This window comes from Halobiforma nitratireducens JCM 10879, assembly GCF_000337895.1.
GTDB lineage: Archaea > Halobacteriota > Halobacteria > Halobacteriales > Natrialbaceae > Natronobacterium > Natronobacterium nitratireducens.
Map to the genome: position 1 here is coordinate 1 of NZ_AOMA01000079.1, position 24,189 is coordinate 24,189.

The window sequence follows — 24,189 nt, forward strand, 5'->3', positions numbered from 1 at the left end:
CCGCTCAGAGATGTGTATAAGAGACAGCAACTGGAGTTCCCGGGTGTCCTCGATCGTCAGCACCTTCGAGCGAGGCGGGATGAACATCGAAATCGCGTTCATACTCGTCGTCTTCCCCGACGCCGTCCCGCCCGCGAAGATGAGACTCTTGTTGTGCTCGATCGCCAGCCAGAGGTACGCCATCTGTTCGACGCTGAACGTCCCGTACTCGATCAGGTCGATCGGTGTGAACGGTTCGTCCGCGTACTTTCGAATGGTAAAGGCTGATCCTCGCGGCGTTACTTCTTCGCCGAGCGCGAGCTCGGCTCGAGAGCCGTCCGGCAGCGTCGTCTCGACCATGGGGTCGCCGATCGAGATGTGGCGGCCGGAGTGTTGGGCGAGTCGGACGACGAACTGGTCGAGCGCCGCTTTCTGGAAGGCAACGTCGGTGGCAACGTCGGTGTACTCCTCGTGGTAGACGAAGATCGGCAGGTCGTACCCGTCACAGGAGATGTCCTCGACGTGGGGGTCGTGCATGATCGGATCGAGCCGGCCGTACCCCTGGAAGTCACGGTGAATGTAGTAAAACAGCCGGTAGAAGGTCGCGACGTCGATCTCGGCCCCGTAGCGCTCGAGATACTCGCGGATCGTCTCCCGGAGAATCGGCTCGACGTCGCCGTCGTCGTCCCGGTACAGCAAGGGGTCCCGGATGTCCTCACGCAGAGTGTCGACCAGCACCTGCTCTTCGGATGTCAGTGTCGGCTCGACGGTACGGTAGCGGTGCTGGTTGCGGTTCGGATCGTAGCCGATCGTGACGAACGAAAACGGCGCGTTGACCCAGTAGCGCTCGACCTCCTCGATCCCGTCGTCGCCGTCGAACGAAACGAGGGGGCCGTGGACGCTCGGATCGTAGTCGTCGGCTTCGATCGTCGAACCCCGGAGCGTCTCGAGAACGCGCCGGATCGTCCGGCGTGCGGTCTCGAACAGTGACTCGTCACCCGTTCCGTTTGCGGTTCCAGTCGCGTCTTCGTCGCCGAGTTTTACCCCGTCCTCGCGGTCACTTTCGTCTCCCCTTTCCCGGGCAGAATCGTCTGTCGACCGCTCGTCGGTCGCGACCGCTTCGCGGTTCCGACTCGAGCGGTCGTTGGCGTTGGCGTTGGCGTTGGCGTTGGCGTTGGCGTTGGCGTTGGCGTCGGCATCGGCGTCAGCGATGCTATCGCCAGTGCTCCCGGCGCTTCCCCCGCGGTCGATCCCCGACTCCGCGTCCGTCTCCGGACCCCCGTCCGGTTCGTGCTGATCGGTCATCGTAGCGGCCGCAACGTTCACCCGACTATCCCAACCGGACGGCCTTAAAGTAGGCGGCCGACCGTCGAGATCGAACGACGGTTCGGTCCACGTTTCCGCCCCCAACCAGTTCGTTTCGGCGATCGGGCGTGCGTTACGTTGATACGCTGGGAGCCCTAACCGCCACGCACGGAATGAGGCGCGAGCACTTCACGCTGGACGTTAGTAATGTCGACTGGGTCGACAGCGACGACGAGCCCCGAAAACCGTCGGTAGCGATCGACTTTACCGGCCCGGCGACGATGCTCCGCGAGCGCCTTACAGGTCCCGACGGCGACGTTCTCGAGGCGGGCGAAACCGATGTCGCCCTTCGCCTTCAGGAGCCTCTCGACGATGACGCAGCGGGCGTGGTCAGCGTCACGAACCGCATTACGGGCGAGTTCATCCTCGAGTTGAACGAAGAAGCAGCTGACGTGTTGACGTTTATCCGTGCGGCCCGCGGCTACGGCGAGGAAGCCGGGGACAGTGACGGACGGTACGAAGTCGAGATCACGATCGACGGGGACCCGTTTGTCACCTACGACAAGCGTACCTTCCTCGTCTACGACGACGAAGGAAGCCTGCTGCGCCAGCACAGTCTGATTCCAAGCGGCGTCGAACTCTGAGAGCGCCACGAGAACGGCGACGACCGCCTGTGTGTTGCGATCAGGTGGGTTCCACCTTCGATCTCCCGGTGTTCCCAGTCTACTGGAACGGACCGGCAACTATAAGTGTTTTAGGCATCCCTAAATCAATACACGCCGGCACCTCGCCGGAGTCGACTATGGCGAACGGGCAACTACTCACGACGGCCGCCGACGAATCGACGGCGACGCCAGAGACGACGGAAGATGTCGTGCTGGAACTCGACGACGTGGCCAAACAGTACGGGGCCGAACAGGTCATCTCGGAGCTGTCGCTGTCGGTACGCGACGGCGAGATACTGACGCTACTTGGCCCGTCCGGCTGTGGGAAGACGACCACGCTACGACTGATCGCCGGCCTCGAGAAACCGAACACCGGACACATCACGCTGCGAGACGATTCCGTCGCCGGCAACGGCCGGTTCATCCCGCCGGAAGAGCGGGGCGTCGGTGTCGTCTTCCAGGAGTTCGCGCTGTTCCCCCATCTCACCGCTCGCGAAAATATCGCCTTCGGACTGCAAGACTGGAGCGACGAGGAACAGGACGCTCGCGTCGAGGAACTACTCGAGTTAGTCGGGCTCTCCGAGCACGGGGACAACTACCCCGACGAACTGTCGGGAGGCCAACAGCAGCGAATCGCCCTCGCCCGTTCGCTGGCACCCGAGCCGGAGATGCTCCTGTTAGACGAGCCGTTCTCGAATCTCGACGTCGACCTTCGGGTCGAAATGCGCGAGGAAGTCCGACGGATCATCAAGGAAACCGGCGTCACCGCCGTCTCGGTCACACACGACCAGGAGGAAGCGCTGTCGATCTCCGACCGCGTCGCCGTGATGAACGAGGGCCGAATCGAACAGATAGATACTCCAGAACGCGTGTTCCAACAGCCGAAATCGCGGTTCGTCGCGGGCTTTCTCGGCCACGCGAGCTTTCTTTCGGGTGAGGTCCGCGGCGACCACGTCCAGACGGCAATCGGTCGCGTACTCCGGGACGATGTCAACGGGCTGGCCCACCAGTACGACGGCAGCCGGATCGACCTCCTCGTTCGTCCCGACGACGTAACTGCGTTCCCGGCCGACGACCGCGAAACCAACGGCCGCATCGTCTACCGACGTTATCTCGGTCCCACGGTGTTGTACCGCGTCGAACTCGACTCCGGCGAGACGATCGAGTGTATGCACAACCACTCCGATCGGATTCAACTCGACGAACGGGTTGCCGTCCGCGTTACCGCCGACCACGAGCTCACGTGGTTCCCCGCAGGACAGCGACACCGTGATGTCGCCATCGCCGACGATTGAGACAGTCTGCTGTAATCACTCACCGACTTTCGGCCTCGTGCTATCGTTTCCGCTGGCCGGTGAAAACACGTTTCCTCGGTGTGGAACTACTGCTGTCAGTTTTGCGATCGGAGGCCACACAACCCTTAAGCCCCGACCGTGCGTATGCGCGAACATGCACAAGGACGAACTTCTCGAGCTCCACGAAGAACTCGTCGTTATCATGGAGTACTTCTCCCAGCGAGAAGACGTCGACGAGGAGCTGTTCGATCCGTACCGCCAGCTCGATGTCGACCCGTCTCACGTCCACAAATCGAAAAGCGAGCACAAACACGCCGTCTTCGTTCTCGGAAACGCTCTTGCAAAGGGGATGAGCGAGGACGAGTTCTCGAGTGCGGGGCGGATCGGCAAGCGAATGAAGGAGCTGGCCGAAGACGCTGAATCGAAGATATAGAGACTCCAGGCGAAACGTATTTGGTCAGCTTACTGCTTGTTAAATTATGGACCCACGCACGCAAGAACGCGTCGAGCAGTGGGATTCTCGCCCGTTCAGCGGCGGTTACGATGGCCTCTCGGATCTCGCTGGCGACGAGTTTTCGGGGGCAGTCACCGCGGCGGGCACCTGTCTCTTTCTGCTCAACGGCCGTATCGTCGGCGTGTTCGACGGCGACATTGAGGACTTCCGGAACGCGTCCGGCACGCTCTACGAAGCACCACACCCGTCGCTGCCCCTGCTCTGTACGATGGAAGAGCGAGGCGGCGACACACGTGCCAAGTACTACACCAACGACACCCCACTCGAGGAGGTCGACAGCACCCTTCAGCAGGGGTCGTTCACCGGGTACGTCGAGCTGAGCGAAAACGTCCTCAGCGGCGACTACTACGCGGTGTACTACGGCGGCCGCCGGATGGCCGCGGCGTACATCGGCAACGCCGAGCGGCTCGTCACCGGCGACGAGGCCTTCGAGCGCGCGGCCGACGAGGTTGGAATCTACGAAGTGACCGACGTCGACATCGAGGTAACGGACGTTCCCGGGCAGGGCGGGAACGAAGACGAAAGCAAAGCCACGACGACGGAGACCGCACCCGGATCGGGCGTCGACGAGCGGACGCGACCCGAACCCGGAACGGACCCGACCGAATCCGCGATCGACGGGCTCGACGTCTCCGGAAGTGGGCCAAGCGGCGTCGAAACGGACGCAGCTGCCGACTCGGAGTCCGAAGATTCGGACGCGGGATCGCTCGAGGTGAACCTCGAGGACCCGACGGCAACGGAGTCCGGAACGTCGGACGCGACGACCGACGCCGGCGGGATCACGACCGACGATCCGACCGACCTCGAAGAGCGATCGCGCGGGATTACGAACGGCGATGGCGACCTCGACGAGGCAGCCGACTCGACGGCGACTCCCGCGCCGCCCGCTGATACTTCGTCCCCGACTTCGAATGCGGACCCGACGCCCACGGAGGGCCCGGACGAACCGGACCACGGGACGCCTATTTCGGAGGCAGAGCCGACATCCGACTCGAGTTCGGGCGCGAGTTCGAGTTCGAGTCCGCCTCCGGCCGGCACCAGTCCTGACCCCGAAGAGGTCGAAGCCGCGGCCGAACAGCTCGACCGGAGCGGCATTTCCTGGACCGCCGAGGACGAAGGAGCCGCGGGCGGAACCGACGAACCGGCGGCGGCAGCGGAACCGGAACCGGAACCAGAACCAGAACCAGAACCGGAGCGGGAACCGGACCCGGGACCGGGACCAGGACCGGAACCAGGGGCATCGGAGTCGGCCGTACCGACCGACGGTTCGGAGGACGACGATCTCGAGGAACGATTCGAGGAGGAAGAACAATGGCGTGAAACCAGAAGTATTCCCTCGATCGATCCGGAGAAGACCGCGGAGACGACTGCGACGGACAGCGATTCGAGCGCGAAAAAGGAGCGTTCCCGATCGCAGTCACAGTCACAGTCACAGTCTCGATCGCAGTCACAATCCCGGACAGCGTCGTCGGCCACGAGTTCCAGCGCCGCGGACGACAAGACTGGAGCCGGAACGGAGTCGACGGCCACCCGCGACACCGCAGGCGACGCGTCGGATGGACGACCCACTGGTCGGGGACGGACCGGCGACGCCGGAACTGGTGGCGGTGCCAGCGCCAGCCCCGCCGCCGGAAGCGAAACGGCGGACAAACTCGCCCAACGCGTTGAGGAACTCGAGCAGCGCCGCGATGCGCTCGAATCGAAAGCGAAAGAGATCGCCGCCGAACGTGACGAGCTTCGGGAGGAAAACCAGGAGCTATCCGCCCAGGTCGACCGGCTGCAATCCCGGATCGACGAACTCGAGGCCCAACTGGAGCGGGCGCGTGACGGTAGCGAGACCGGGGGGGAGTCGTTCGCGACCGAACTGACTCCCGACAGGGCGCTGTCGGGAACGAATCTGTTCGTCCGGTACGGTTCGAAGAGCCAGCCGACACTCGAGACGGCCCACGACGGGGACGCCGACCGGAACGAAGTCGCGGCGAACCTTCGGCTCGAGCACCATACCGAGTTCGACGCGGACGAGGTCGCCGTCGAGGGCAAACCGTACCGGGAGTTCCTCGGGTCGACGATGGCCTACCGGTTCGTCGAGTGGCTCACCGAGCATGTGCTCTACGAGATCCGAGACACGGGCCACGCCAACGGGCTGGCCGACCTCTACGACGTCATCCCGCGGATCGACCGTGCCGAACTCGACGCGACGATCTCGCTCGAGGACGACGACACGGACGACGTTCCCGACCGGGTCAGGTTCGACGTCGTCGCGTTCGACAAGCGAGGCAATCCGCTCGTCGTCGCGACGCTGAACGACTCTCGGGAACCGGTGACCGAGTCGACCCTCGCGGAGATGGAAGAAGCAGCGTCGGCCGTCAAGGCCAACTACCCCGACCTCGCCGCGGCGATCGCCGTCACCTCGAGTTACTTCGAGCCCGGCGCGCTCGAGGTCACGGAGCAAGCCACAAGCAGCGGCTTCCTCAGCCGTGGCTCGAAGCTGAGTTACGTCAATCTCTCGCGCAAGCAGGGGTATCACCTCTGTCTGGTGGAGTCTCGATCGGAAGGGTTCCACATGAACGTTCCAGAACTCTAGCGTCTCGAGTGGCAAAGGTCGGCAAGCGTCGTCGACGCGTCATCGACACCCGTTCGGGTCGGTCGATCCGGTCCCAGTGGGTAATTCGTCCTGCTTTCGTCGGTTTGTCTTACCGCGGTCCGTGCTGGCTGTGGGGAAGCAAGCGACTGTCACAGTTGGTACTACGTCGATCGAAAAGAGAAAGAGACGAACTGCGGATCGAGTGGTCACCGTCGACCCATGGTCGCGATGTCGCTCCGAACGTGGCTGTGGCGCTCGATCCGGGATCAGCTACTGCCGGCTAGTTCTCTGCTTCCGGCACGTCTTCGATTTTCATCCCGTCGAGCTTGCCGATGATGTCGTCGAGCTTGCCGTCGAGCTCGTCGACGAATTCGGCGGTGCGCTCGGTCTTGATCGCACCCTGGCTCGAGGGCTCGATGAGGTTTTCCTCCTCGAGGACGCGAAGCGAGTAGCGAACCTTGTGGTGCGGATAGCCTGTCTCGTTTGACATCTTCACGATGCCGATCGTCTCGTTTGACATCTTCACGATGCCGATCGGCTCGTTCTCGATGACCATCTTCAGGACCTGCAGATGCCGTTCGAGCATATCGACTTCCTTCTCAAGTCTGTCTATCATGGCATTTGTTAACTTGTCTTTGGACCTTTTAAAGGTTACTCTCGAAAACGTCGACGGACACGCTCAACCCGATCATAGTTCTTGCGAGTAGTTAACGGTTCGGGTTGCGGCGGTCGGCGCGTCGAAAACTACCCGTCGTACGGCGGGAAGGCGGTGACGGCGCGGTGTCAGTCGACGCGGATCGCGGCGGGGTGGTTGGCGCGCCCGCGCTCGAGCCGTGCGATCGATCCCACCCTGTGGGTGGTCGTTGGTCTCACGTTCACGTACGGAGGGTGGTTATAAAGGCGGATCGATCGCCGACGGCACTGGGTGGCGGAGAGCACTGTGAGACCGGGAGTAACGGGTAGACATCGTCGAAGAACGCAGTTGACCGTGACTGTCGATCGAGCCGACCAGCGTGCAGGTACGGGTCGGCTCTCCGCTCGCAGTCGGCCCCGTCAATACCGTAATCTGTTTATCGGCCGGGCAAGAATCCGCCGCTGTTATGACCGTCACAATCGTCGGGTCGCAACTCGGCGACGAAGGCAAGGGTGGCGTCGTCGACCTCTACGGCGACGCTGCCGACGTTGTCGCCCGATATCAGGGAGGGGACAACGCTGGACATACCGTCGTCCACGACGGTGAGACGTACAAGTTATCGCTCGTTCCATCCGGAGCCGTTCGCGGCAAAGTCGGCGTGCTCGGCAACGGCTGTGTCATCAATCCCCGGACCCTATTCGACGAAATCTCGACGCTACAGGAAAAGGGGCTCAATCCGGACGTTCGAGTCGCAGAACGCGCTCACGTTATTATGCCGTTTCACCGGGTGCTCGACGGCATCGAAGAAGACGTCAAAAGCGAGTCCGACCAGGAAGTCGGAACGACCGGCCGCGGCATCGGCCCGACCTACGAGGACAAGGCCGGCCGCCGCGGGGTTCGGATCGGCGACCTGCTCGATCCCGACGTGCTTCGAGAGCGCCTCGAGTACGTCGTTCCACAGAAGCGGGCGCTCGTCGAGGAAGTCTACGACATCGCCGTCGAGGAACTCGACGATCCCGACGCGTTCGATGTCGACGCGCTCTTCGAGGAGTTCCGCGAGTTCGGCCAGCGACTCGCGGACGAAGACATGACCGTCAACGCCAGTGCGTTCCTCACCGACGCGATGGCGGACGGAGAGACCGTCATGTTCGAGGGTGCACAGGGGACGATCATCGACATCGACCACGGCAACTACCCCTACGTCACCTCCTCGAACCCGACTGCCGGCGGCGCGGCGGTTGGAACGGGGCTCGATCCGGGAACCATCGCCGACGGGGAGATCATCGGGATCGTCAAAGCCTATCTCAGCCGCGTCGGCAGTGGTCCGCTGCCGACCGAACTCGGCGGCGTCGTCGGCGACACCCCGGGCTACGACGAACAGGGTGACGGCGAAAACGAAGAGCTGGCGACGTACATCCGCGAAGAAGGCGGCGAGTACGGGACCGTGACGGGCCGTCCCCGGAGAGTCGGCTGGCTCGACATGCCGATGCTTCGCCACTCCGCACGTGTCAACGGCTTCACCGGACTCGCGGTCAACCACGTCGACGTGCTCGCCGGGCTCGACGAGGTGAAGGTCGGCCACAGCTACGAACTCGACGGTGAGGAGATCTTCACCATGCCCGCGACGACCGAGGAGTGGCAACGGTGTGAAGCGACGTTCCGAACGTTCGACGGCTGGCCGGAGGTCGACTGGGAAGCGGTCGCGGACGAGGGGTACGAGGCGATCCCCGAGAACGCCCGTACCTACCTCGAGTACGTCGCCGAGGAACTCGACGCGCCGATCTACGCGGTCGGGGTCGGTCCCGGTCGTGAGGAGACCGTCGTCGTCGAGAACCCCTACGAGTAGCACTCGTTCAGCCGTTCGGGTCGCTGGGACGGAGAACGGTCCATCGGGAAAACGGAGTCCAACGCCGTCGGGAACGACGGCGTCGCTCGGTTCTCGACGGCTGTGGAAGTGCCGTCACCGAAGTGGATAGGTGAGTTGCCACTGTTCGTCCATCCAGTAGAACCGATCGTCGTAGTAGAGCGGTTTGTTGATCTCGGACACGAACTCCGTTAGTTCGGCGGGCTCGATTTTGTACTCCGTCGGCGACGGTAACAGCCGTTTTCCATCGAAACAAGACTCGTTCCAGTAGACACCGACCGGATCGACTGGGAACGGAACACTCGTGACCTCAAGCCCATCGTCCGTGCTCGACCGGATCGTATTGAGGTTCGATGGATACCACTTCGGAGCGTACCTGTACGCTCCGTCGCCGACGACCGCCGTTTGACGGCCGGTTTCGGCCGCGGCACAGGCGCTTGCGGTCGCGACACAGTGGCCGTACAGCAGTAGTTCGCCGATGGTCGTCGACGGGCGCTCGATCGACTCCGTACCCGTTCCCGTTCTGGCGACGCCCGCGATGCTTCCGGTCCGTACCAGTTGCTCGGCAACGGAGACCGTCGCCGGCGCATCGAGTTGTACGATCCCGACTTCGTTGCACTCGAGCGCGTCGACCGACAGGTATCCGTCACGACAGGCGATCTCCCGATCCCCGCACTCACCGACGTAGTGTAAGAAGTCTACACCGCGGGTAAAACACTCGGCGAGGTCGTCACGAGTCGGGTCGTCGAGCCGCGAAACGGTCGGCGAAACGGTCTCCGTCCGACGACGATATCTGTCGACGATCGACGATCGATCGGACTCGGAGAGGGTCTCGTCCGCGAACACGACCGCCACCGATCGGTCGTCGGTTGCGCGTTCGAGGTCGGTCAGTCGGTGATCGTAGGCACTGGGCAGCGCGGTAAACCCCGCGTGTGGCTCGTCCGGCGCGGGCGCGTCCCCGAGCGTCCCTCGAATTCGACGACAGTCGAGCAGTGACTGCGCCGACGACGGCTCCCCGGCCGCGTGGGGGCCGTGGTCGAACTCGAGGTCGGAAGCGGAATCGGGGTCGGCGTGATCGCCCACGTTCGAAACGACGTTCGTCTCGGACGAGTCGGTCGGGGTCGGGGTCGCGGTCGCGGTCGGGGTCGCGGTCGGCTCCGATTCGATCACGGCCATATCGTAGAGAAGGTGGGGAATCGTACGGGCGTAGTCAGCCGTCGGTTCGACCGTGACGCGGTAGGGCCAGCCAGGAAGTACGTCTTCGACGGAGTCGTCCGGAGCCTCGAGATACGCCGCCAGCCGCGCTGCGATCGGGTCGTCCCCGTCGACATCGACGTCGATGTCGATGTCGATGCCCGCATCCGTTAGCGCCTCGTACGCGGTGATCGTCGACGGGTCGACCTGGTCCAGCGAAGCGAAGAAATCGAAGAAAAAGACGCGACGGAGCAGTGCCGTCGCGTCGGCGGCAAACCGATCGGGATCGAACTCGTACTCGACTCCGTGCTCGGGTGCCTCGAGGAGGGGACGTACCAGGTCACCTGTCGAGACGCTCGCTCCGAGGTAGTAGGCAAGCGGGGCCGCGATAAATAACGAGGAGAAGCGATCGGGGACGACGAAATCGATTCCAGTATCCGGCGTCGCGTCTCGAACGGGTTCGGGAACGTGTGTTTCCGTTCCGAAGTCGACCATCGGGGGGTAGCCCCGGTAGTTTCGATGTACCCGCTCCGCGCTGGTCGTCTCGATCGACGACGAAAAGTGGGAGAGGGCAGTCGCGATTCCACCCGTCGTCGGCTCTACCGTCAGCCCGTGACGCGGGAAATCGACGAACGACGTGAAGCCCAAGGTAACTGCCGTCGGGTGTGCAAACGAAATCGTCAGGCTCCCGGTTCCGTTGCCGGAGATAGTCGCCGTGCCGTCGAATCGAATGCGGACCTCCATCGGTTTCCCGAGCCGACAGACGTATTCGCCGGTCGGGACAGTCACGGAGAAGTCGTCGATCGGTTCGATGCGTGGACAGTCCATCTCGTCCGTCTCGAACGCCGAACACTCGATCTCACCGTCGAGTCGGTCGAGACTCAAAACGTTTGTCAGATCGTGTTCGATTTTCGAAACGCGGCCGGTCACCGAAACGTCGGTGGGTGTCGTCAGTTCGTCGGTTGGCGTAAGTTCGTCCCACCCCGTGATATCGAACGTGACGGTGTGGCCCGCGATGTCCGTCGCCCGAAGCGTCGTCCCGGATACTTCGAGGGTCACTGGGTCCGCGTCGGACGGTTCACTCGACGGTGGCATCAACTTCGTCCCTCGCGTTTCGGTTTGGTCGGTGGGGTCGTGTCCCCGTCGGCTGTCGTCCGCTCACGACCGATCTCGTCGCCGCCGAGCGAGAACACCGCGTCGCTCGTAGTGTGAAACTCGAACCGCGCCCCACCGTCGGCCCCGTCGGTGAGGTCGATCCGCCACCCGTGGGCCTCGCTGATCTGTTCGACGATAGCGAGGCCGAAGCCGGTGTTCCCGTCGCCCGTCGTATATCCGGACTCGAAGACGGTGTCTCGCTCGTCGGGCGGGATTCCCGGGCCGTCGTCTTCGACGGCAAACCCCTCCTCGAGCGGCTCGACTCGGACTCGAACGGCAGGCTCCGAACTCGAATGGGAGTCGCAGTCGCAGTCAGACCCCATCTCGGAATCGTCCCTTGCACACCCGGCAGCGACACCTCCGCCGTCAGCCGACGAATCGGGACTCCCGTGTTCGATCGCGTTCCGGAACAGGTTCTCGAGCAGCCGAAGCAGTCGACTCCGATCCGCGCGAACCCGGCCGTTCGGTTCGATATCGAGCGACGCGTCGGGGGTGGATACGTTTTCCCAGGCCTCCCTGGCTGCCTGCTCGAGGTCGACCGCGTCGCAGTCGTCGATGTCGCCGCCGCTACGAGCCAGCGTCAGTACGTCGTCGATGATCCGTTCCATCCGATCGAGCGACCGTTCGATCTCTTCGAGTTCCGCGGTCGGGTCGTCGGACTGTCGGGCCGCCTCGAGGTAGCCGTCGGCGACGTTCAGTGGATTGCGGAGGTCGTGGCTCAGAACGCTCGCGAACTGATCGAGACGGGCGGTCTTGCGCTCCAGTTCGCGTTCCCGTTCTTTGAGTTCGGTCAGATCAGTGTAGATCAGATAGCCGGCGGTCGTCTCGTCGCCGGTCGCGAACGGGACGTGACGGAGCAAAAACGACCGTGGGCCGGACGCCGTCGCTCGGACGACCTCCACGCCGTTGTCGCTGTGATCGGGCAGTGATCCGTCGATCAACTCTCGCTCGGTCGGATCGTCGTCGGGCATGACCGATTCCCCGAGCAAGTCGCCGACGACGTCTTCGCCCTCGTAGCCGAACACCCGGACGAACGCCGAATTGACCGCCTCGATACGGTAGGTTCCGTCCTGGGTGTAGTACTGCAACGCCGCGTCGGAGACGTTCTGGAACAGCGCCGCGAACTTGTCGCGCTGTCGTTCGACTGCTTGCTCGGACTCCAGTCGGCGTCGCGCGTTCACGACCGCCGCGGCGATGAGTTCGCCGACCTGCCGATCAGGGTCGGAAAACGCACCGACCTCCTCGGCGTGGAACTGCAAAACGCCGTCGTCCCCGAGCGGGATCGAAAGCAGCGACCGAAACGCAACGTCCGTCGTATCGTCCCCGCTCGAAGGACCTTCGAGATCGTCGATATCGTCCACGAGGTACGCAGTTCCCTCCGAAACGGTTCGACCTGCGACCCCCTCGTCGTGAGAGAGGGGCTCGCCTGGCAGCAGCCGATCGATGTCGACCGCCCGAGGGACGAAGACGTCGTTTTCGATCGTACAGAGGATGGCGGCATCGAAGCCGACGAGGTCCGCGGCCGCGGAAAGCGCCAGGTCGTAGACCTCGTCGACGGTCGAACAGGACTCGAGTTCCGTGACGAACGAGCGAAGGCGGCCCGCGTCGCTGGTCACGCACGTGCTAGACATCAACTCGTCTCACCTCGCCACCCGTGAGCGCTGACTCATTCTAACCGAGGGTATGTTCTGCGCAAATAAAAAGCTCGGTACTCGTTGACTCGCCTCTCGATTTCTCTGGCGTCCGGACGGAGGCCTCGTCGCGTTCAGATCCCGAAACCTTTTGCTGGATGCGGCCAGCCTTCGTACTATGAAGGAGTCGTTGCTTGAAATCCTCCGCTGCCCGCTGGACAAACACGAACTCGAGCTCGAGGACGCAGAGTACGCCGACGACGAGGACGGGGACGGCGACGGCAACGAAGTCGTCGACGGCACGCTCGTCTGTGCGGAGTGTGGCGAGCGATACCCGATCGAGGACGGAATCCCGAACCTGCTCCCGCCGGACATGCGGGAGGAGACGCCAGCCTGAACGCGAGCGCCGCGATAGCACAACGTCGTCCGTCCAAGCTACGCTCCCCGGGCTTTACGCGTCGCATCGATGCGCTGCCGACCCACTCGAACCCGACCCACCCACCGTGTCGTCAAACGAGGTCACCGTCCACGTCAACCGCGCCGAGAACGATTCTCTCGAGGTCGAGTCCGACGTCTCGTCGTCCCCATCGGCGGCGTCGAACACCGACCCGGTCCTCGGGACCAGCGGCTCGTGTACCCTGATTCTCCGTGGCCACGAGACGCCCGCACACGTCCACTGTCGGCTCGACGGTGAGCTCTCCCGGATCGCATCGATCGATCACCCGAACTACTACGTCGAGCCAGGGGACGTGACACGCGTTCCGATCGCCTTCGACACCGGCGGTCTCGAGGAACCGATCGACGGGCGACTCGAGGTCCTGACGGGCTATGGCTCGGAGTCGGTCGCGGTCGCCGTCCTCGTGCGGCCAGGGCCGTCCGAGATCGAGGTCGACGAGACCCTTTCACGCCCCTCGCAACCGGAGCCCGAACCGACGATCGTCGACCGGCTGGCCGCTGCGGGTGGGATCGACCCCGGAACGCTCGCGGTCGCCGTCCTCGGCGTCCTCGCGGTCGCGATCGCGACCGCGACTGCGATGACGATCGGCGGCCCGGCGGCGATGATCGGTCTGGCCGCAGTCGTCGCCGGCGTCGTCGTCGCCGGTCTCTTGTTGTTCCAGTAGGCGACGGAGGCGGGAACTCGAAACCGGCCGTCGGCAGCCGACCGCCTAGCTGTCCGTCTCGTCGTCGGAGGGACTCGAGTTCGCATTCGCACCGTCTCGGACGCGCGCTTCGAGTTCCGTCCCGTCGTCGCCGAACCGTTTCGCACGGAGGTACCGCGTCCGGTAGCGGTTCGCGCCCTCCGAGAGGTCCGCCTCGCGAACCGCACGAGTTCGACCCTCCGCGACGGCCTCGATCAGCTCCGTAAGTTGCTGCCGCTCGCTCGGGGTCAACTCGAGTTCGTAGGTTCGTTCGGGTTCGTTCTCGATCGCGGCCCACTTCCTGGCTGCCGCGACGACCAGCGAACAGGGTTCCCGGCAGGGGAACCGACCGTCGCCCCCGTCGACCTCGAGTTCGTCGTCGGCCGCGTACTCCCACTCGCGTCGCTTGAGACACTGGGAATCGACACAGCAGGCCTCGGCGACCCGATCGACGGCTTCCCGCGGGAGGGAGTCGACGCTCGCGTACATCCCGGTCTGCCGGCTGGCCGTCTCCTGCCAGTGATCGACGTCGAGTATCCCCTGTCGCTCCCGGTGCCAGTTGGCGATCGTCGCCGGATAGAGAAACCGGATCGCCTCGATCAGCTCCGCCCCCGAGAGGCCGGTAACGATCCAGCCGGCCTCGAGCGTCGGTGCGGTCTTCAGCGGCCGATACCGGCCGTCGAGATCGGTTCGGACGATTTCGCGGATGTCCCGCGGGTCGCCGTACCGCTCGAGGGCCGCGAGCGGAGTGTCGGCGTCCTCGCGATGGTGGAGATCGTAGACGCGCTCACCGGGTGCGAACTCGTTGCCGTTGCCGTCGCCGTCTCCGCCCCCGCCGCAATCGTCCGATTCTGACCTGCCAACGGCCGTTCCCGGGAACCGAGCCGTAACCTGAACCTGTCCCCACTCGCGCTCGATCCCATCCCGGAGGGCAGCGTATCGGTCCGACACTGCGAGCGGGTCGACATCGTCGACGGGCCGGGATTCCGCGCCCGGAAGCGGCGCGCGTTCACACCACCGGAGAAAGGCCCGGCGGGCAGTGCCGTCCCCGCCGACCGTCGCCTGCCAGTAGTACCAGTTCGAGACGTACGCCGACACGGGCGGTTCGGCCCCGAGGAGGTCCGCGACCGTGACGGTCCGTCGGTCGGTCTCCGGGGTCTCGACCTCGTAACGCCGCTCGTCGGTCGTCGAGTCGCCAGTCGTACTCTCGACCTCGACCTCGACCTCGACGGGCTCGAGTTCCAGGCCGTCGAACGAGATGCCGTCCCCCTCGGCGCGATCGAGCAGGGGTTCGAGCGCGTCGCGCTCGAGCGGGAGGCCGGCCGAGACATCGGGTGCTGTCACTCCGATCCACCCCCGTTCGTGGCTGCGTCGGGAGAGCGCGGCCCGGTATCGGAGCCGGTGTACTCGAGCCGACCGGCGACGCCGGTCTCGGTATCGATCTTCGCCCCGGCGTCGGCCGCCCGCTCGAGGATCACGTCCGCCAGCAGGCGCTCGGTTCCGACCGCGCCGGCGTACCAGATCCGGCGGCCCTCGACCGCGGCCGGCACGTCCCACCCGCGTCGGTAGTCGTCGGTCAGTCCCACGTCCTCGGGGATGTCCTCCCGCGTGTGGTAGCCGTCCGCGACGAACAGCGGAACCAGGACGAGCTCCTGACTCTCGAGGTGGTCGGTAACGTCGTCGACCTCCGGCTCCTCGTCCATGAAAAGCGCCCGGACCTCGTCGAACCGGTCCCGGTCGCGAACCCGGTCGGCGTGGTACTCGATCGCCTTCGCGGAGTGTTCGTTGCGGTCGGTGCCGTGGCCGACGACGGCGAGACCGACCCCGTCGCCGACCGTCGGGTCGTCCGTGACCGACTCGGCCCGCCGGACGATCACGTCCGTCATCGCGTCGTGGGTCCCCACCGGGCCACAGTAGTGGACCGTCTTGTCGACGTCGCTCGGTTCGAGCGTCGCGTGGCCGGCGCTCGTCCCGTCGGAGTCCCACAGGTCGGGGTCCCACCCCTCGAGTCGGAGTTCCCGAGGGATTACCCGCTCGGTGAAGTACCCCTCGCTGATGAAAAGCGGAACGACGAACACCTCGTCGGCCTCGAGCGTGCGAAGGACGTCCCGGAAATGAGGCTCTTCCTTCCAGAACGTCTCCCGAACTTCGTCGAACGCGCCGGTCTCCCGAATGGCGTCCGAGTGAGCGTACGCCGGGGCCGAGGCGTCCGGATTGAGGTGCGACCCGTGGGCTGCGACGACCAGCGCTTGCATACGAGTCGGTTAGAACGGCGGCCGCTTATAAGCGCTGCCGAATATCGTCCGCTCCCGGTAGCACCCCCTGGCACACTCATACGACTGGCCAACAGTCAGTACACACCTGACGGCGTCTCGACGCCCATCGCGGAAGGCGACGGTGTCTCGAGTGCAATCGGTGTGTCTATAGTAGCCACTGCAAGCCAGTGCGCACCTGATCGCCGATCCGTCTGGCGATCAGTGTGCAAATCGTTGCTGTTGTCCGGCAGTATCAGTCGGAGACGGTGAGTGCCGTCCGCGCCTCGCAGGTCGTCTCCCGGGCCTGTAACTCGGCGAGGGCGGTATACTCGCCCGAACTGGGATCGTTCCACTCGGCTTCGTACGTCGCCGTCTCGTCGGGTGCGAGCCGTTCGGAACTGATCATCTGAGCGAACGCCCGTCCCTCGGTAAAGCGCCAGACCTCTCGGCCTTCGTCCTCGACGACGAACTCGGCTTTCGCCGCGTCCGTGAACTGAAGCTCCTGGGGTGTCGAGCCCGTGTTCGTCACCGTAAACTCGAACGCGACGGCGTCGTTGCCGGTCGATACGTCTGTCTCGAGCGTTCCCTCGAGTGCCATAGCGGCCTTTCGACGGTCTCGCGGATAGCTTTTTTCCAGGCCGCTTTCTGACTTTGACTATAGTAGCCACTGCAACTCAGTGCGCACCTGATCGCCGATCCGTCTGGCGATCAGTGTGCAGATCGTTGCAGTTGTCACTATAGGATACCCGAAGCGTGTCCGGTCGCCCTTCCACGAGAAAGTACCTGCCGATCGAGCGAAAGTGGCGTTTTCGTAATACTCGAGAGAGCAAAGCGATCACGAGCGAACCCTTTGAACTCGGAGACCTCGGGAAGCCCGTGCGGGACAACGTCCCGCTGACCTCACGAGATCGTTTCTTCTGGTTCGACTCGTTTAGTCGCGAAAATTTATGCTTCAGTGATAGAACTATCCTCGTGTTCCAGTAACTCATTCGGGAACTGTGGTAGCTGAAAATTAGTTCGTAGAAGTCATCACTGCTACAGGATTGCATCGTGTTTCCAGCCGCTCACTCGATGCCATAGCACGGACCCGTCGAACAGCGAACGGTATATCTGCTCCGGCCCCGAACCCGGGGACGAGACACCCGTGCAACTGGTCGGATACGAGCCGAGCGGCCGTGGATCGGCGCTGTTGCTCGCGGATGGCGGAGCCGTCGAGCGGCACGAACTGCTGGCCGGCGAGGACCTCTCGTACTCGCTCGGCGATCGTCGCTGTGCAGGAGTGCTCGACGACGGTGCCCACGTTGCCTGTGACCGTCCCAGCGCGCCCTACTGCGAGTACCATACGGACACGTGGGTCTGTGCTCGCTGTACGGGCACGTGCCTCAAAGACGAGATGGACTGTTTCGAGGACCACGCGGTCTATCTGGCCGCCTTTGCCCCGGACACGTTCAAGATCGGCGTCACCCGTGAGTGGCGTCTCGAGACGCGACTCCGCGAACAGGGTGCCGACCGGGCGGTCCACCTCTATACGGTTTCGAACGGCCGGATCGCTCGCGAGATCGAGGCCGCGATCGCTCGCCGACTCACCGATCGGGTTCGCACGGGGACGAAAGTCGCCGCACTCGCGAGCGCCGTCGACGAGACGGCCTGGGAAGCGACGCTGTCGGGCCTCGAGGGGTTCGTCGCCGACGCCGCCGGCGACGACATCACGTTCGAATTCGACCCGGCCGCGGAGGACCTCGAGCCCGGCGTTCGCGCGGAGTTCGAGTTCGACTACGGGCTCGACCTCGCGGCCCGTCCCGTTCGGGAGACGATCGCCCGCGGCACCGTGGTCGGCCTCAAGGGTCGGCTGCTCGTCCTCGAGAACGGGCAGACGAACTACGCGGTCGACGTGCGCGATCTGGTGGGGTACGACCTCGAGCGAGAAGACGGAACCACGGGTCGGAACCTCCAGGCGTCGCTCGGCTCGTTCGGCGGGTAGCGAGGCTTCGGCGACGATCGTGACACGTTTGCAACGCTGCTACCGATACTGATACTCGATTTTCGTATCGCCAGTTTCACCCCATCGATCTGCCCGCTCGGAGTCGACGCCGTACTCGATCTCGTGGGACGTGTCCGACGTCCAGTCGTCGCTCGAGAACTGCGCCGCGACGCCTTCGGCGGCGTCGCCGTAGTAGTCGCCGCGATGGAGGTGCGATGCGGTAACGTCGAAGACGTCGAGGTGGGCGTGGATGGCGACTCGATTGGCGTCGACGGGCCACGCGTGGACGTGAACCCACTCGTCGCCGAGCCGGGGACGACGGATCGACAGCGCCGGTCGCACCAGCTCCGCCGCGCCGTCGTCCCACGCTCTGGTCGCCGAATCGGGGAAGACCGGAGTCCACTCCAGATTCGTGAGTCCGGTGAACTGGTCTTCGACGACCGCAATCGCTCGCTTCTCGCCCGGGACGACCGCGTGGACGTTGATCGGCATCGATACGCCCCACTCGTCGTCGTCGCGTTTGTAGACACACTTCGGGTAGGTCGCCTCGAGGTCGGTTTCGACGATACTCTCGGCCTCGATACCATCGGGTTCTGCGGTCGCCGTTGCCGACGCCCCCGTTGCCGAAAGCGTCATTGTGCCGCCGATACTCGCGATCGCCTGCCGTCTGGTGAGCGGTCGTGCCATCGTCGTCGGTTCCGCTCGCTTGGCTGGGCGCGGACTGAAGGCTTCGGCCTGTGTCTCCAGGCCGGGCCGGACACACAGCTAGGAGAGCGATTCGTGCCCGTCTTCGAGTGCTGCGTCGCCGACCGCCGCCGTTCGTTCTGCGACGTCGAGCAGCGAAAACCAGGTGTTCAACGCTGCGCGCAAGGCGACGACATCGGCTGCGTCGATCTCGAGTGTGATCGTCGTATCTTCGCGATCGATCCTCGTCCGGGAGCGATCGTCGTCGATCTCGCCGATTTCACGGGCGACGCTCTCGGCGACGAGACGTGCGCGGGACGGCGAGTCGTAGTCGAACTCGAGCGTTGCGCCGTGAGAAGACACCGTTTCGTGGGTTGTGTTACTGGACGTCGACTTCCTTGACGTCGCGGCTGCGTTCTTTCAGGAGCACGCGGTGTCCGCAGTACGGACAGCGGACGCCGCCGTACTCGTCGAGCTGGACGTCGCGTTTACAGCGGGAGCACTTGTAGCTCATACTAGGGTAGTAGGTGTCGAGACCTTACTCGTCTTCGGCCAGTGCGGCGCGGATCGAGCGCTGGACGGTGCGGCCGGCAGGGGTTTCCGGACGGTACGCGCCGCCGGTGAAGACCTCGCCGGTCTCCTCGTTTTTCCAGATACCGGTACCGACGCGGGTGACGTCGTCGCCGTCGACTTCCGCGTTTTGCATGTCGTCTTCGATCTCGCTGACGCGACGTCGGGCGACGCGGCCGTAGCGTGCGCCAAAGCGGCCCGCACTGCCGACGTTTCCTCTTTCGGACATAGTAGGGGTAGCTATCCCCAGCGGCTTATTAAACCTGTTGAGTCCGAGTCGCGCCGACCCGTCCGGCCGCCGAGAGAACGACGCGGTCAGGAGGCTCGTCTCGCGACCGGGCCGGCGAGCACCTCTCTGAACACGAGCACTAACGCAGCCAAGTATCCTGCCGGTGCCAGCGGTGCCGCCAGCAGCCCGGTACCGACGCCGGTCGTCGCGACCAGCGATCGGAGGACGAGTCCGCTGACGGCGACGAGCGGAATCGCGGCCAGGACGGCGTCCGGTCGCTCGAGCATGGCTAATTACATCTAATTACAGGAGCGGGGATAAGGCCGGGACAACCAGCAGGCAGTGTCACTTCCGCGGGTTCGTGATATCCATCACCGCTGACCGTTCGACGCGTTCGCCATCCGTTTCGGTTACGGCCGGGGCGTGACACCCGCTCGTCGACGGCAGTTCGTTATCGGCGACACATGTGACAACGAACGACTTTCGTGTTATCTCGTGACACTGTATTAAGTCACGTCTCACGGTACGTTCACCATGCGCCGCCGGAGCTATCTCGCCGCTGGGGGGAGTCTGGTGGCGACGATCACCGGAAGCGCGGAAGCGATCGAGCGCGATCTCTCGAGGCGGGTACGTGGCGTCTTCGCCTCGCAGGACGGAAGCGAAATCGCGGTTCGGATACTCGAGACCAACGCCCCGGTTCGGGGCGGATCGCGACTCGAAGTATCGATCGAACTCGAAAACGAGGGGGACTCGCCGGCGCGGCCGACCGTCGATGTCGAGTACGACGGCGAACACCGGTGGACGATCGAAACGCCGGTCGAAGCCGGAGGAATCGAGACCCTCGATAGCGTCGGTTTTCGGACCTATCCGACGGAATCGGACGGCGAAGCGACCCTCCGGGTCGAGGCAAACGGGAGCACCGACGAACGCACTGTCGAGGTGCTCGCCGTCGAGGAACTGACGCCCGATCGGACCAGGCCGGAGCGGGAGCTTTCGGTTCAACCGGGTACGTCGGTGCTGTTCGAGGTCGACATCGAGGACGTCGAAGACAGGGGACGAACGCAGTGGTTCGTCGACGGCGGGTACGCGGGTCAGTCGATGGGGCCCTGGCACGCGGCCTACCACGACACACAGGGAGCTGATTTCTGGCGGACGACGTTCGAAGGGACCGGCGAGCGAGCGGTGACCGCGTCCGTGGGCGACGACGACCGACGTCGAGCGACGTGGGCCGTCGACGTGGCCGACACCGGCGTCGCTGCGCCGACGATCGACGCCGCTCGGCCCGGCGGCGATTCCCTCGCGGTGACGAAAGACGACCCGACCGAACTCGAACTCGACGTCGCTCATCCCGACGGCGCGCTCGATCGCGTCGTCTGGTGGCTCGGCCACGCGGATGTCGTCCTCGAGGTCACGTCGGTCAGCGGCGCGACAGACGAGGCGACGTTCGCACTGCAGCGGTACTGTCACGGCTGTCCGATCGTCGTCTGGGTGATCGCCGAGAACGGGGTCGTCACCGTGGAGAGTCCCTGGGTGATCGATGCGATCGACGACGAGCCGGACGCCGACCCGGGGGTGACGATCACGGGGACGAACGACCCCGTCGACGCCGGCGACCTCCTCGCGGTGACGGCCGAACTCGAGAATCCGACCGACGACGAGGTTACCCGGGACGTGGAGTTGCTCGTCGGCCACGATCCGGAGCTGGTCGACGACCAGTCGGTGACCGTCGGCCCCGACGCCGTCGAGGCGTTCGTCCTCGAGTTCGAAACGGCCGCGGTCAGCCGTACACAGACGTTCCCCGTCAGGGTCGAGACGGACGAGAGCGTCGACGAGCGGACGGTGAAAGTGATCGGTACCGCGGAGGTCGGGCTGGAGGTAACGATCGTCGAGACGACCGCACCGGTCCGGACCGGCGAGTCCCTCGAGGTGACGGCCGAACTCGCGAACCTCCACGGGACGCCGGTCTCGCGGGAGGTCCAACTCGTCGTCGGTCACGATCCCGACGTGGTCGAGACGACGGCGGTGACGGTCGATCCCGGCGAGACGGAGACAGTGACGATGGGCTACGAGACGGCGGTCGTCGAGCGCGACCAGGAGTTTCCGGTGCGGGTCGAAACCGAAGGTGACGCGGGCGAGGTCCCCGTCTTCGTCTACGCCGACGCACCGCCGGTGCTGGTGTCGATCCTCGAGACGAACGAGCCGGTCGCCACGGGCGACGTGCTGACGGTGACGGCCGAACTCGAGAACACGAGCGACAGCGAGACGAGCGAGGACATCGAACTCGTCGTCGGCCACGATCCACAGCGGGTCGATTCCACCGTCGTGAGCCTCGGTCCCGAGGAGAGCGAGACGGTCGACCTCGCGTTCGAGACCGCGCGAGTCCGACGCACACAGACGTTCCCCGCACGGGTGAAAGGGGAGACCGACGCCGATGTCCGTGACGTAACGGTGGTCGGCAGCGACGACCTCGACGTGACGGTGACGATCACGGGGACGAACGACCCCGTCGATGCCGGCGACCTCCTCGCGGTGACGGCCGAACTCGAGAACGAGGGTGACGCCGCCATCGAGCACGCGTTCGAACTCGTCGTCGGACACGATCCGTCGGTCGAGGACAGCGCTGTCGTTCGACTCGAGCCGGGCGAGCGCGAGACCCTCGAGTTGGCGTTCCGGACGGCGGTCGTCGAGCGCGACCAGGAGTTTCCGGTACGGGTCGAGGGTCCCGCAGCCGACGAACGGATGGTGATGGTTCGGGGCGTGGACGATGACGAGGACGACGAGTTCGAGTTCGCGTTTCCCGACTGCACGACGGCCGAGGTCTCGGGAACGTTCGAGGCGGAGGACGATCTGACCGTCGAGACGCTGTTCGTCGATCCCGCGGGGCCGGGCAACGCCAACTTCTCCGTCGGCTTCGGCGACGACCTCGATGCGCCGTTTTCCGGGACCGTCCGCCTCCGGATCACCGACGTACCGAACGCGACGGTCGCCGAGGAGACCGGCGCGGAAATCGTCCTCGAAATCCCCGACGAGGGGTTCGGGTCGACGATCCACGTGGTAGCGGTCAACTGGACCGGGATAGACGAGAGCAGCGAGAGCAACCCCGAGGACTGCCTCGACGAGCGTCGACCCGATCGACCGACGATCGCACTCGAGGAGGTCACGCTCGAGGAAGACGATGGCGACTACGGGACCCACGCCGTCACCTTCGGCTTCGAGAACCCAAACGACCTCCCGCTGTCCGGCGGCGCGTTCGTCTCGGGGACGACGCCCGACGAACCACCGGACCTCGATCCCGGGACCGAGTCGTTCACCGTCGAATGGACCCCTGAATCGGCCGACGAACGGCTCGTCTGGGCGGTCGATCTCGAGGACTATCTCTACGACGAGGTGCTCCGGGCCGAGACGGAGTCGGCCGAGGAGTACGCGCCCGCCGACCCCGAGTTCGCGGTCTCGATCCGCGAGACGACCGATCCCGTCACGGTCGGCGACGCTCTCGAGGCGACGGTCGAGATCGAGAACGTTGGCGACGCCACGGGAAGCGGAGAGATCGAACTCGAGGTCGGCGGGCGGATCGCGGAGACGGCGACCGTCGAACTCGAGGGTGGGACGAGCCAACCCCTGACGCTGACGGCCCAACCACAGCCCGAAGACGCCGGCCAACTCGCGGTCGTCGTTCGCAGCGAGGACGCCGAGGCCTCGACCGAGGTGACGGTCGAGGAGGCCGCCGAGCCCGCGTTCTTCGAGGTGACGATCCGTCAGGCGACGGCCGTCGTCGAGGTCGGCGATCCGATCGAGGTGACCGCCGAAATCGAAGCCGTCGGGGACGAGCCCGGACAGCAACTCGTCGAGTTAGCACTCGAGGGACGGGGGACCATCGACGCGACGTTGGTATCGCTCGAGGCGGGAGCCACCGAGACCGTCGCGTTGTCGTCTCTCGCGACGCCGGCGGATGTCGGCGACCGAACTGCGACGGTGCGCACCGACGACGACGCCGATTCGGTGCAAGTGACGGTCGAAGCGCTCGACCTGCCGACCGACGAGGACGACGCGTCGGCGACCGATGACGAAGGGACGGAGCCGGGGGGCGAAACCGAGACAGAGACGGAGACGGAGACGGAGACGGAAACGGACCACCCTCCCGAAGAGACGACCGACGAGCAACCGCCGGAGCCGCCCGACGATCCCGCCGACGACGGCGTTACAGCGGACGATCCGTCACCAGAGCCCGAAGACGGAATCGCAGACGCTCCGACAGCGGACGACGGGACCGAAGACGAGAACGGAAACGGAAGCGAAACCGGAAGCGAAACCGGGGAGACGCCGCCGAACGGGTAGGCCGGCACCGCATCTCGCGGCTCGTGTCCCCGTTCACTCTCGAGGCAGCGTCCACCGGCGAAGCCACCGACCGCTCGAGTCGGTACTATACCCTGTTGCACGTTCAAGATTAGTTCGCCGGACGGGACGGGCAGACCAGAAACTGACCACCTATCGGCAGTGCTGACCCAATGATG

Annotated in this window: 20 protein-coding genes; 9 read left to right on the forward strand and 11 right to left on the reverse strand. The window is 64.7% G+C overall.

The features are described from left to right. Positions 1-1,457: 1,457 nt before the first annotated feature. The 4 genes from C446_RS07920 (at position 1,458) to C446_RS07935 (ending at position 6,342) form a co-directional block, all read left to right on the forward strand. The gene (locus C446_RS07920) at positions 1,458-1,928 is read left to right on the forward strand and encodes a DUF5793 family protein (RefSeq protein ID WP_006672569.1); all 471 of its coding nucleotides are present in this window, start codon (positions 1,458-1,460) and stop codon (positions 1,926-1,928) included. Between the two features lie 158 nt (positions 1,929-2,086). After that, on the forward strand, positions 2,087-3,244 hold the full coding sequence (locus C446_RS07925) for an ABC transporter ATP-binding protein (protein ID WP_006672570.1): 1,158 nt from the start codon (positions 2,087-2,089) through the stop codon (positions 3,242-3,244). Between the two features lie 154 nt (positions 3,245-3,398). After that, positions 3,399-3,677, forward strand: coding sequence for a UPF0058 family protein (locus tag C446_RS07930; protein ID WP_006672571.1), 279 nt, complete (start codon positions 3,399-3,401; stop codon positions 3,675-3,677). A 46-nt stretch (positions 3,678-3,723) separates the two neighbouring features. Beyond that, on the forward strand, positions 3,724-6,342 hold the full coding sequence (locus C446_RS07935) for a DUF7527 domain-containing protein (protein WP_006672572.1): 2,619 nt from the start codon (positions 3,724-3,726) through the stop codon (positions 6,340-6,342). 280 nt (positions 6,343-6,622) lie between these two features. Here the strand turns inward: C446_RS07935 and C446_RS07940 are convergent, their stop codons facing one another. Then, positions 6,623-6,958 (reverse strand): hypothetical protein, encoded by a 336-nt coding sequence (locus C446_RS07940; RefSeq protein WP_006672573.1) that lies wholly within the window; start codon positions 6,956-6,958, stop codon positions 6,623-6,625. Positions 6,959-7,442: 484 nt separating this feature from the next. On the opposite strand from C446_RS07940, the gene C446_RS07945 reads away from it, so the two are divergent. Continuing rightward, on the forward strand, positions 7,443-8,822 hold the full coding sequence (locus C446_RS07945; protein WP_006672574.1) for an adenylosuccinate synthase: 1,380 nt from the start codon (positions 7,443-7,445) through the stop codon (positions 8,820-8,822). Between the two features lie 114 nt (positions 8,823-8,936). On the opposite strand, the gene C446_RS07950 is transcribed toward C446_RS07945, so the two are convergent. Both C446_RS07950 and C446_RS07955 read right to left on the reverse strand, forming a co-directional pair. After that, the gene (locus C446_RS07950) at positions 8,937-11,129 is read right to left on the reverse strand and encodes a hypothetical protein (RefSeq protein ID WP_006672575.1); all 2,193 of its coding nucleotides are present in this window, start codon (positions 11,127-11,129) and stop codon (positions 8,937-8,939) included. After that, positions 11,129-12,820, reverse strand: coding sequence for a sensor histidine kinase (locus C446_RS07955; RefSeq protein ID WP_083861090.1), 1,692 nt, complete (start codon positions 12,818-12,820; stop codon positions 11,129-11,131). The genes C446_RS07950 and C446_RS07955 overlap by 1 nt, the downstream gene beginning before the upstream one ends. A 178-nt stretch (positions 12,821-12,998) precedes the next feature. On the opposite strand from C446_RS07955, the gene C446_RS07960 reads away from it, so the two are divergent. Both C446_RS07960 and C446_RS07965 read left to right on the forward strand, forming a co-directional pair. Next, a complete protein-coding gene (locus C446_RS07960) occupies positions 12,999-13,217 on the forward strand; it encodes a methytransferase partner Trm112 (RefSeq protein ID WP_006672577.1) in 219 nt (72 codons plus the stop codon). A gap of 106 nt (positions 13,218-13,323) precedes the next feature. Beyond that, positions 13,324-13,941: a DUF7524 family protein gene (locus C446_RS07965; RefSeq protein WP_006672578.1), complete on the forward strand. Its 618-nt coding sequence runs from the start codon at positions 13,324-13,326 to the stop codon at positions 13,939-13,941. A 45-nt stretch (positions 13,942-13,986) separates the two neighbouring features. Here the strand turns inward: C446_RS07965 and C446_RS07970 are convergent, their stop codons facing one another. From C446_RS07970 to C446_RS07980, 3 genes are all read right to left on the reverse strand, one after another. Further along, positions 13,987-15,303 (reverse strand): DR2241 family protein, encoded by a 1,317-nt coding sequence (locus tag C446_RS07970; protein WP_006672579.1) that lies wholly within the window; start codon positions 15,301-15,303, stop codon positions 13,987-13,989. Continuing rightward, positions 15,300-16,214, reverse strand: coding sequence for a CbiX/SirB N-terminal domain-containing protein (locus tag C446_RS07975; RefSeq protein ID WP_006672580.1), 915 nt, complete (start codon positions 16,212-16,214; stop codon positions 15,300-15,302). Before C446_RS07975 ends, C446_RS07970 begins: the two co-directional genes overlap by 4 nt. A 253-nt stretch (positions 16,215-16,467) precedes the next feature. Further along, positions 16,468-16,812: a BsuPI-related putative proteinase inhibitor gene (locus C446_RS07980; RefSeq protein ID WP_006672581.1), complete on the reverse strand. Its 345-nt coding sequence runs from the start codon at positions 16,810-16,812 to the stop codon at positions 16,468-16,470. Between the two features lie 546 nt (positions 16,813-17,358). Between C446_RS07980 and C446_RS07985 the strand changes: the two genes are divergently transcribed. Then, on the forward strand, positions 17,359-18,195 hold the full coding sequence (locus C446_RS07985; RefSeq protein ID WP_006672582.1) for a DUF2797 domain-containing protein: 837 nt from the start codon (positions 17,359-17,361) through the stop codon (positions 18,193-18,195). Between the two features lie 39 nt (positions 18,196-18,234). Here C446_RS07985 and C446_RS07990 read toward each other — a convergent pair whose 3' ends face one another. The 5 genes from C446_RS07990 to C446_RS08010 form a co-directional block, all read right to left on the reverse strand. Further along, entirely contained in the window at positions 18,235-18,882 is a 648-nt protein-coding gene (locus C446_RS07990; RefSeq protein WP_006672583.1) for a hypothetical protein, read from the reverse strand. 78 nt (positions 18,883-18,960) lie between these two features. After that, positions 18,961-19,242 carry a KEOPS complex subunit Pcc1 gene (locus C446_RS07995; RefSeq protein ID WP_006672584.1) on the reverse strand — a complete coding sequence of 94 codons (282 nt, stop codon included), beginning with the start codon at positions 19,240-19,242 and terminating at the stop codon, positions 18,961-18,963. 16 nt (positions 19,243-19,258) lie between these two features. Continuing rightward, complete coding sequence (locus C446_RS08000) at positions 19,259-19,393, reverse strand: DNA-directed RNA polymerase subunit P (protein ID WP_006181151.1); 135 nt, start codon at positions 19,391-19,393, stop codon at positions 19,259-19,261. A 24-nt stretch (positions 19,394-19,417) separates the two neighbouring features. Further along, complete coding sequence (locus C446_RS08005; RefSeq protein WP_006672585.1) at positions 19,418-19,678, reverse strand: eL43 family ribosomal protein; 261 nt, start codon at positions 19,676-19,678, stop codon at positions 19,418-19,420. Positions 19,679-19,764: 86 nt separating this feature from the next. Beyond that, positions 19,765-19,965: a hypothetical protein gene (locus C446_RS08010; protein WP_006672586.1), complete on the reverse strand. Its 201-nt coding sequence runs from the start codon at positions 19,963-19,965 to the stop codon at positions 19,765-19,767. 247 nt (positions 19,966-20,212) lie between these two features. Between C446_RS08010 and C446_RS19510 the strand changes: the two genes are divergently transcribed. After that, a complete protein-coding gene (locus C446_RS19510) occupies positions 20,213-24,013 on the forward strand; it encodes a COG1361 family protein (RefSeq protein ID WP_006672587.1) in 3,801 nt (1,266 codons plus the stop codon). Positions 24,014-24,189: the final 176 nt, after the last annotated feature.

Bases quoted from the DNA above. Each gene is read 5' to 3' on its own strand.
- C446_RS08005 (WP_006672585.1), bottom strand. From the start codon at position 19,678: ATGTCCGAAAGAGGAAACGTCGGCAGTGCGGGCCGCTTTGGCGCACGC.
- C446_RS07975 (WP_006672580.1), bottom strand. From the start codon at position 16,214: ATGCAAGCGCTGGTCGTCGCAGCCCACGGGTCGCACCTCAATCCGGAC.
- C446_RS07955 (WP_083861090.1), bottom strand. From the start codon at position 12,820: ATGTCTAGCACGTGCGTGACCAGCGACGCGGGCCGCCTTCGCTCGTTC.
- C446_RS19510 (WP_006672587.1), top strand. From the start codon at position 20,213: ATGCGCCGCCGGAGCTATCTCGCCGCTGGGGGGAGTCTGGTGGCGACG.
- C446_RS07940 (WP_006672573.1), bottom strand. From the start codon at position 6,958: ATGATAGACAGACTTGAGAAGGAAGTCGATATGCTCGAACGGCATCTG.
- C446_RS07960 (WP_006672577.1), top strand. From the start codon at position 12,999: ATGAAGGAGTCGTTGCTTGAAATCCTCCGCTGCCCGCTGGACAAACAC.
- C446_RS08000 (WP_006181151.1), bottom strand. From the start codon at position 19,393: ATGAGCTACAAGTGCTCCCGCTGTAAACGCGACGTCCAGCTCGACGAG.
- C446_RS08010 (WP_006672586.1), bottom strand. From the start codon at position 19,965: ATGCTCGAGCGACCGGACGCCGTCCTGGCCGCGATTCCGCTCGTCGCC.
- C446_RS07920 (WP_006672569.1), top strand. From the start codon at position 1,458: ATGAGGCGCGAGCACTTCACGCTGGACGTTAGTAATGTCGACTGGGTC.
- C446_RS07990 (WP_006672583.1), bottom strand. From the start codon at position 18,882: ATGGCACGACCGCTCACCAGACGGCAGGCGATCGCGAGTATCGGCGGC.
- C446_RS07930 (WP_006672571.1), top strand. From the start codon at position 3,399: ATGCACAAGGACGAACTTCTCGAGCTCCACGAAGAACTCGTCGTTATC.
- C446_RS07935 (WP_006672572.1), top strand. From the start codon at position 3,724: ATGGACCCACGCACGCAAGAACGCGTCGAGCAGTGGGATTCTCGCCCG.
- C446_RS07925 (WP_006672570.1), top strand. From the start codon at position 2,087: ATGGCGAACGGGCAACTACTCACGACGGCCGCCGACGAATCGACGGCG.
- C446_RS07950 (WP_006672575.1), bottom strand. From the start codon at position 11,129: ATGCCACCGTCGAGTGAACCGTCCGACGCGGACCCAGTGACCCTCGAA.
- C446_RS07945 (WP_006672574.1), top strand. From the start codon at position 7,443: ATGACCGTCACAATCGTCGGGTCGCAACTCGGCGACGAAGGCAAGGGT.
- C446_RS07980 (WP_006672581.1), bottom strand. From the start codon at position 16,812: ATGGCACTCGAGGGAACGCTCGAGACAGACGTATCGACCGGCAACGAC.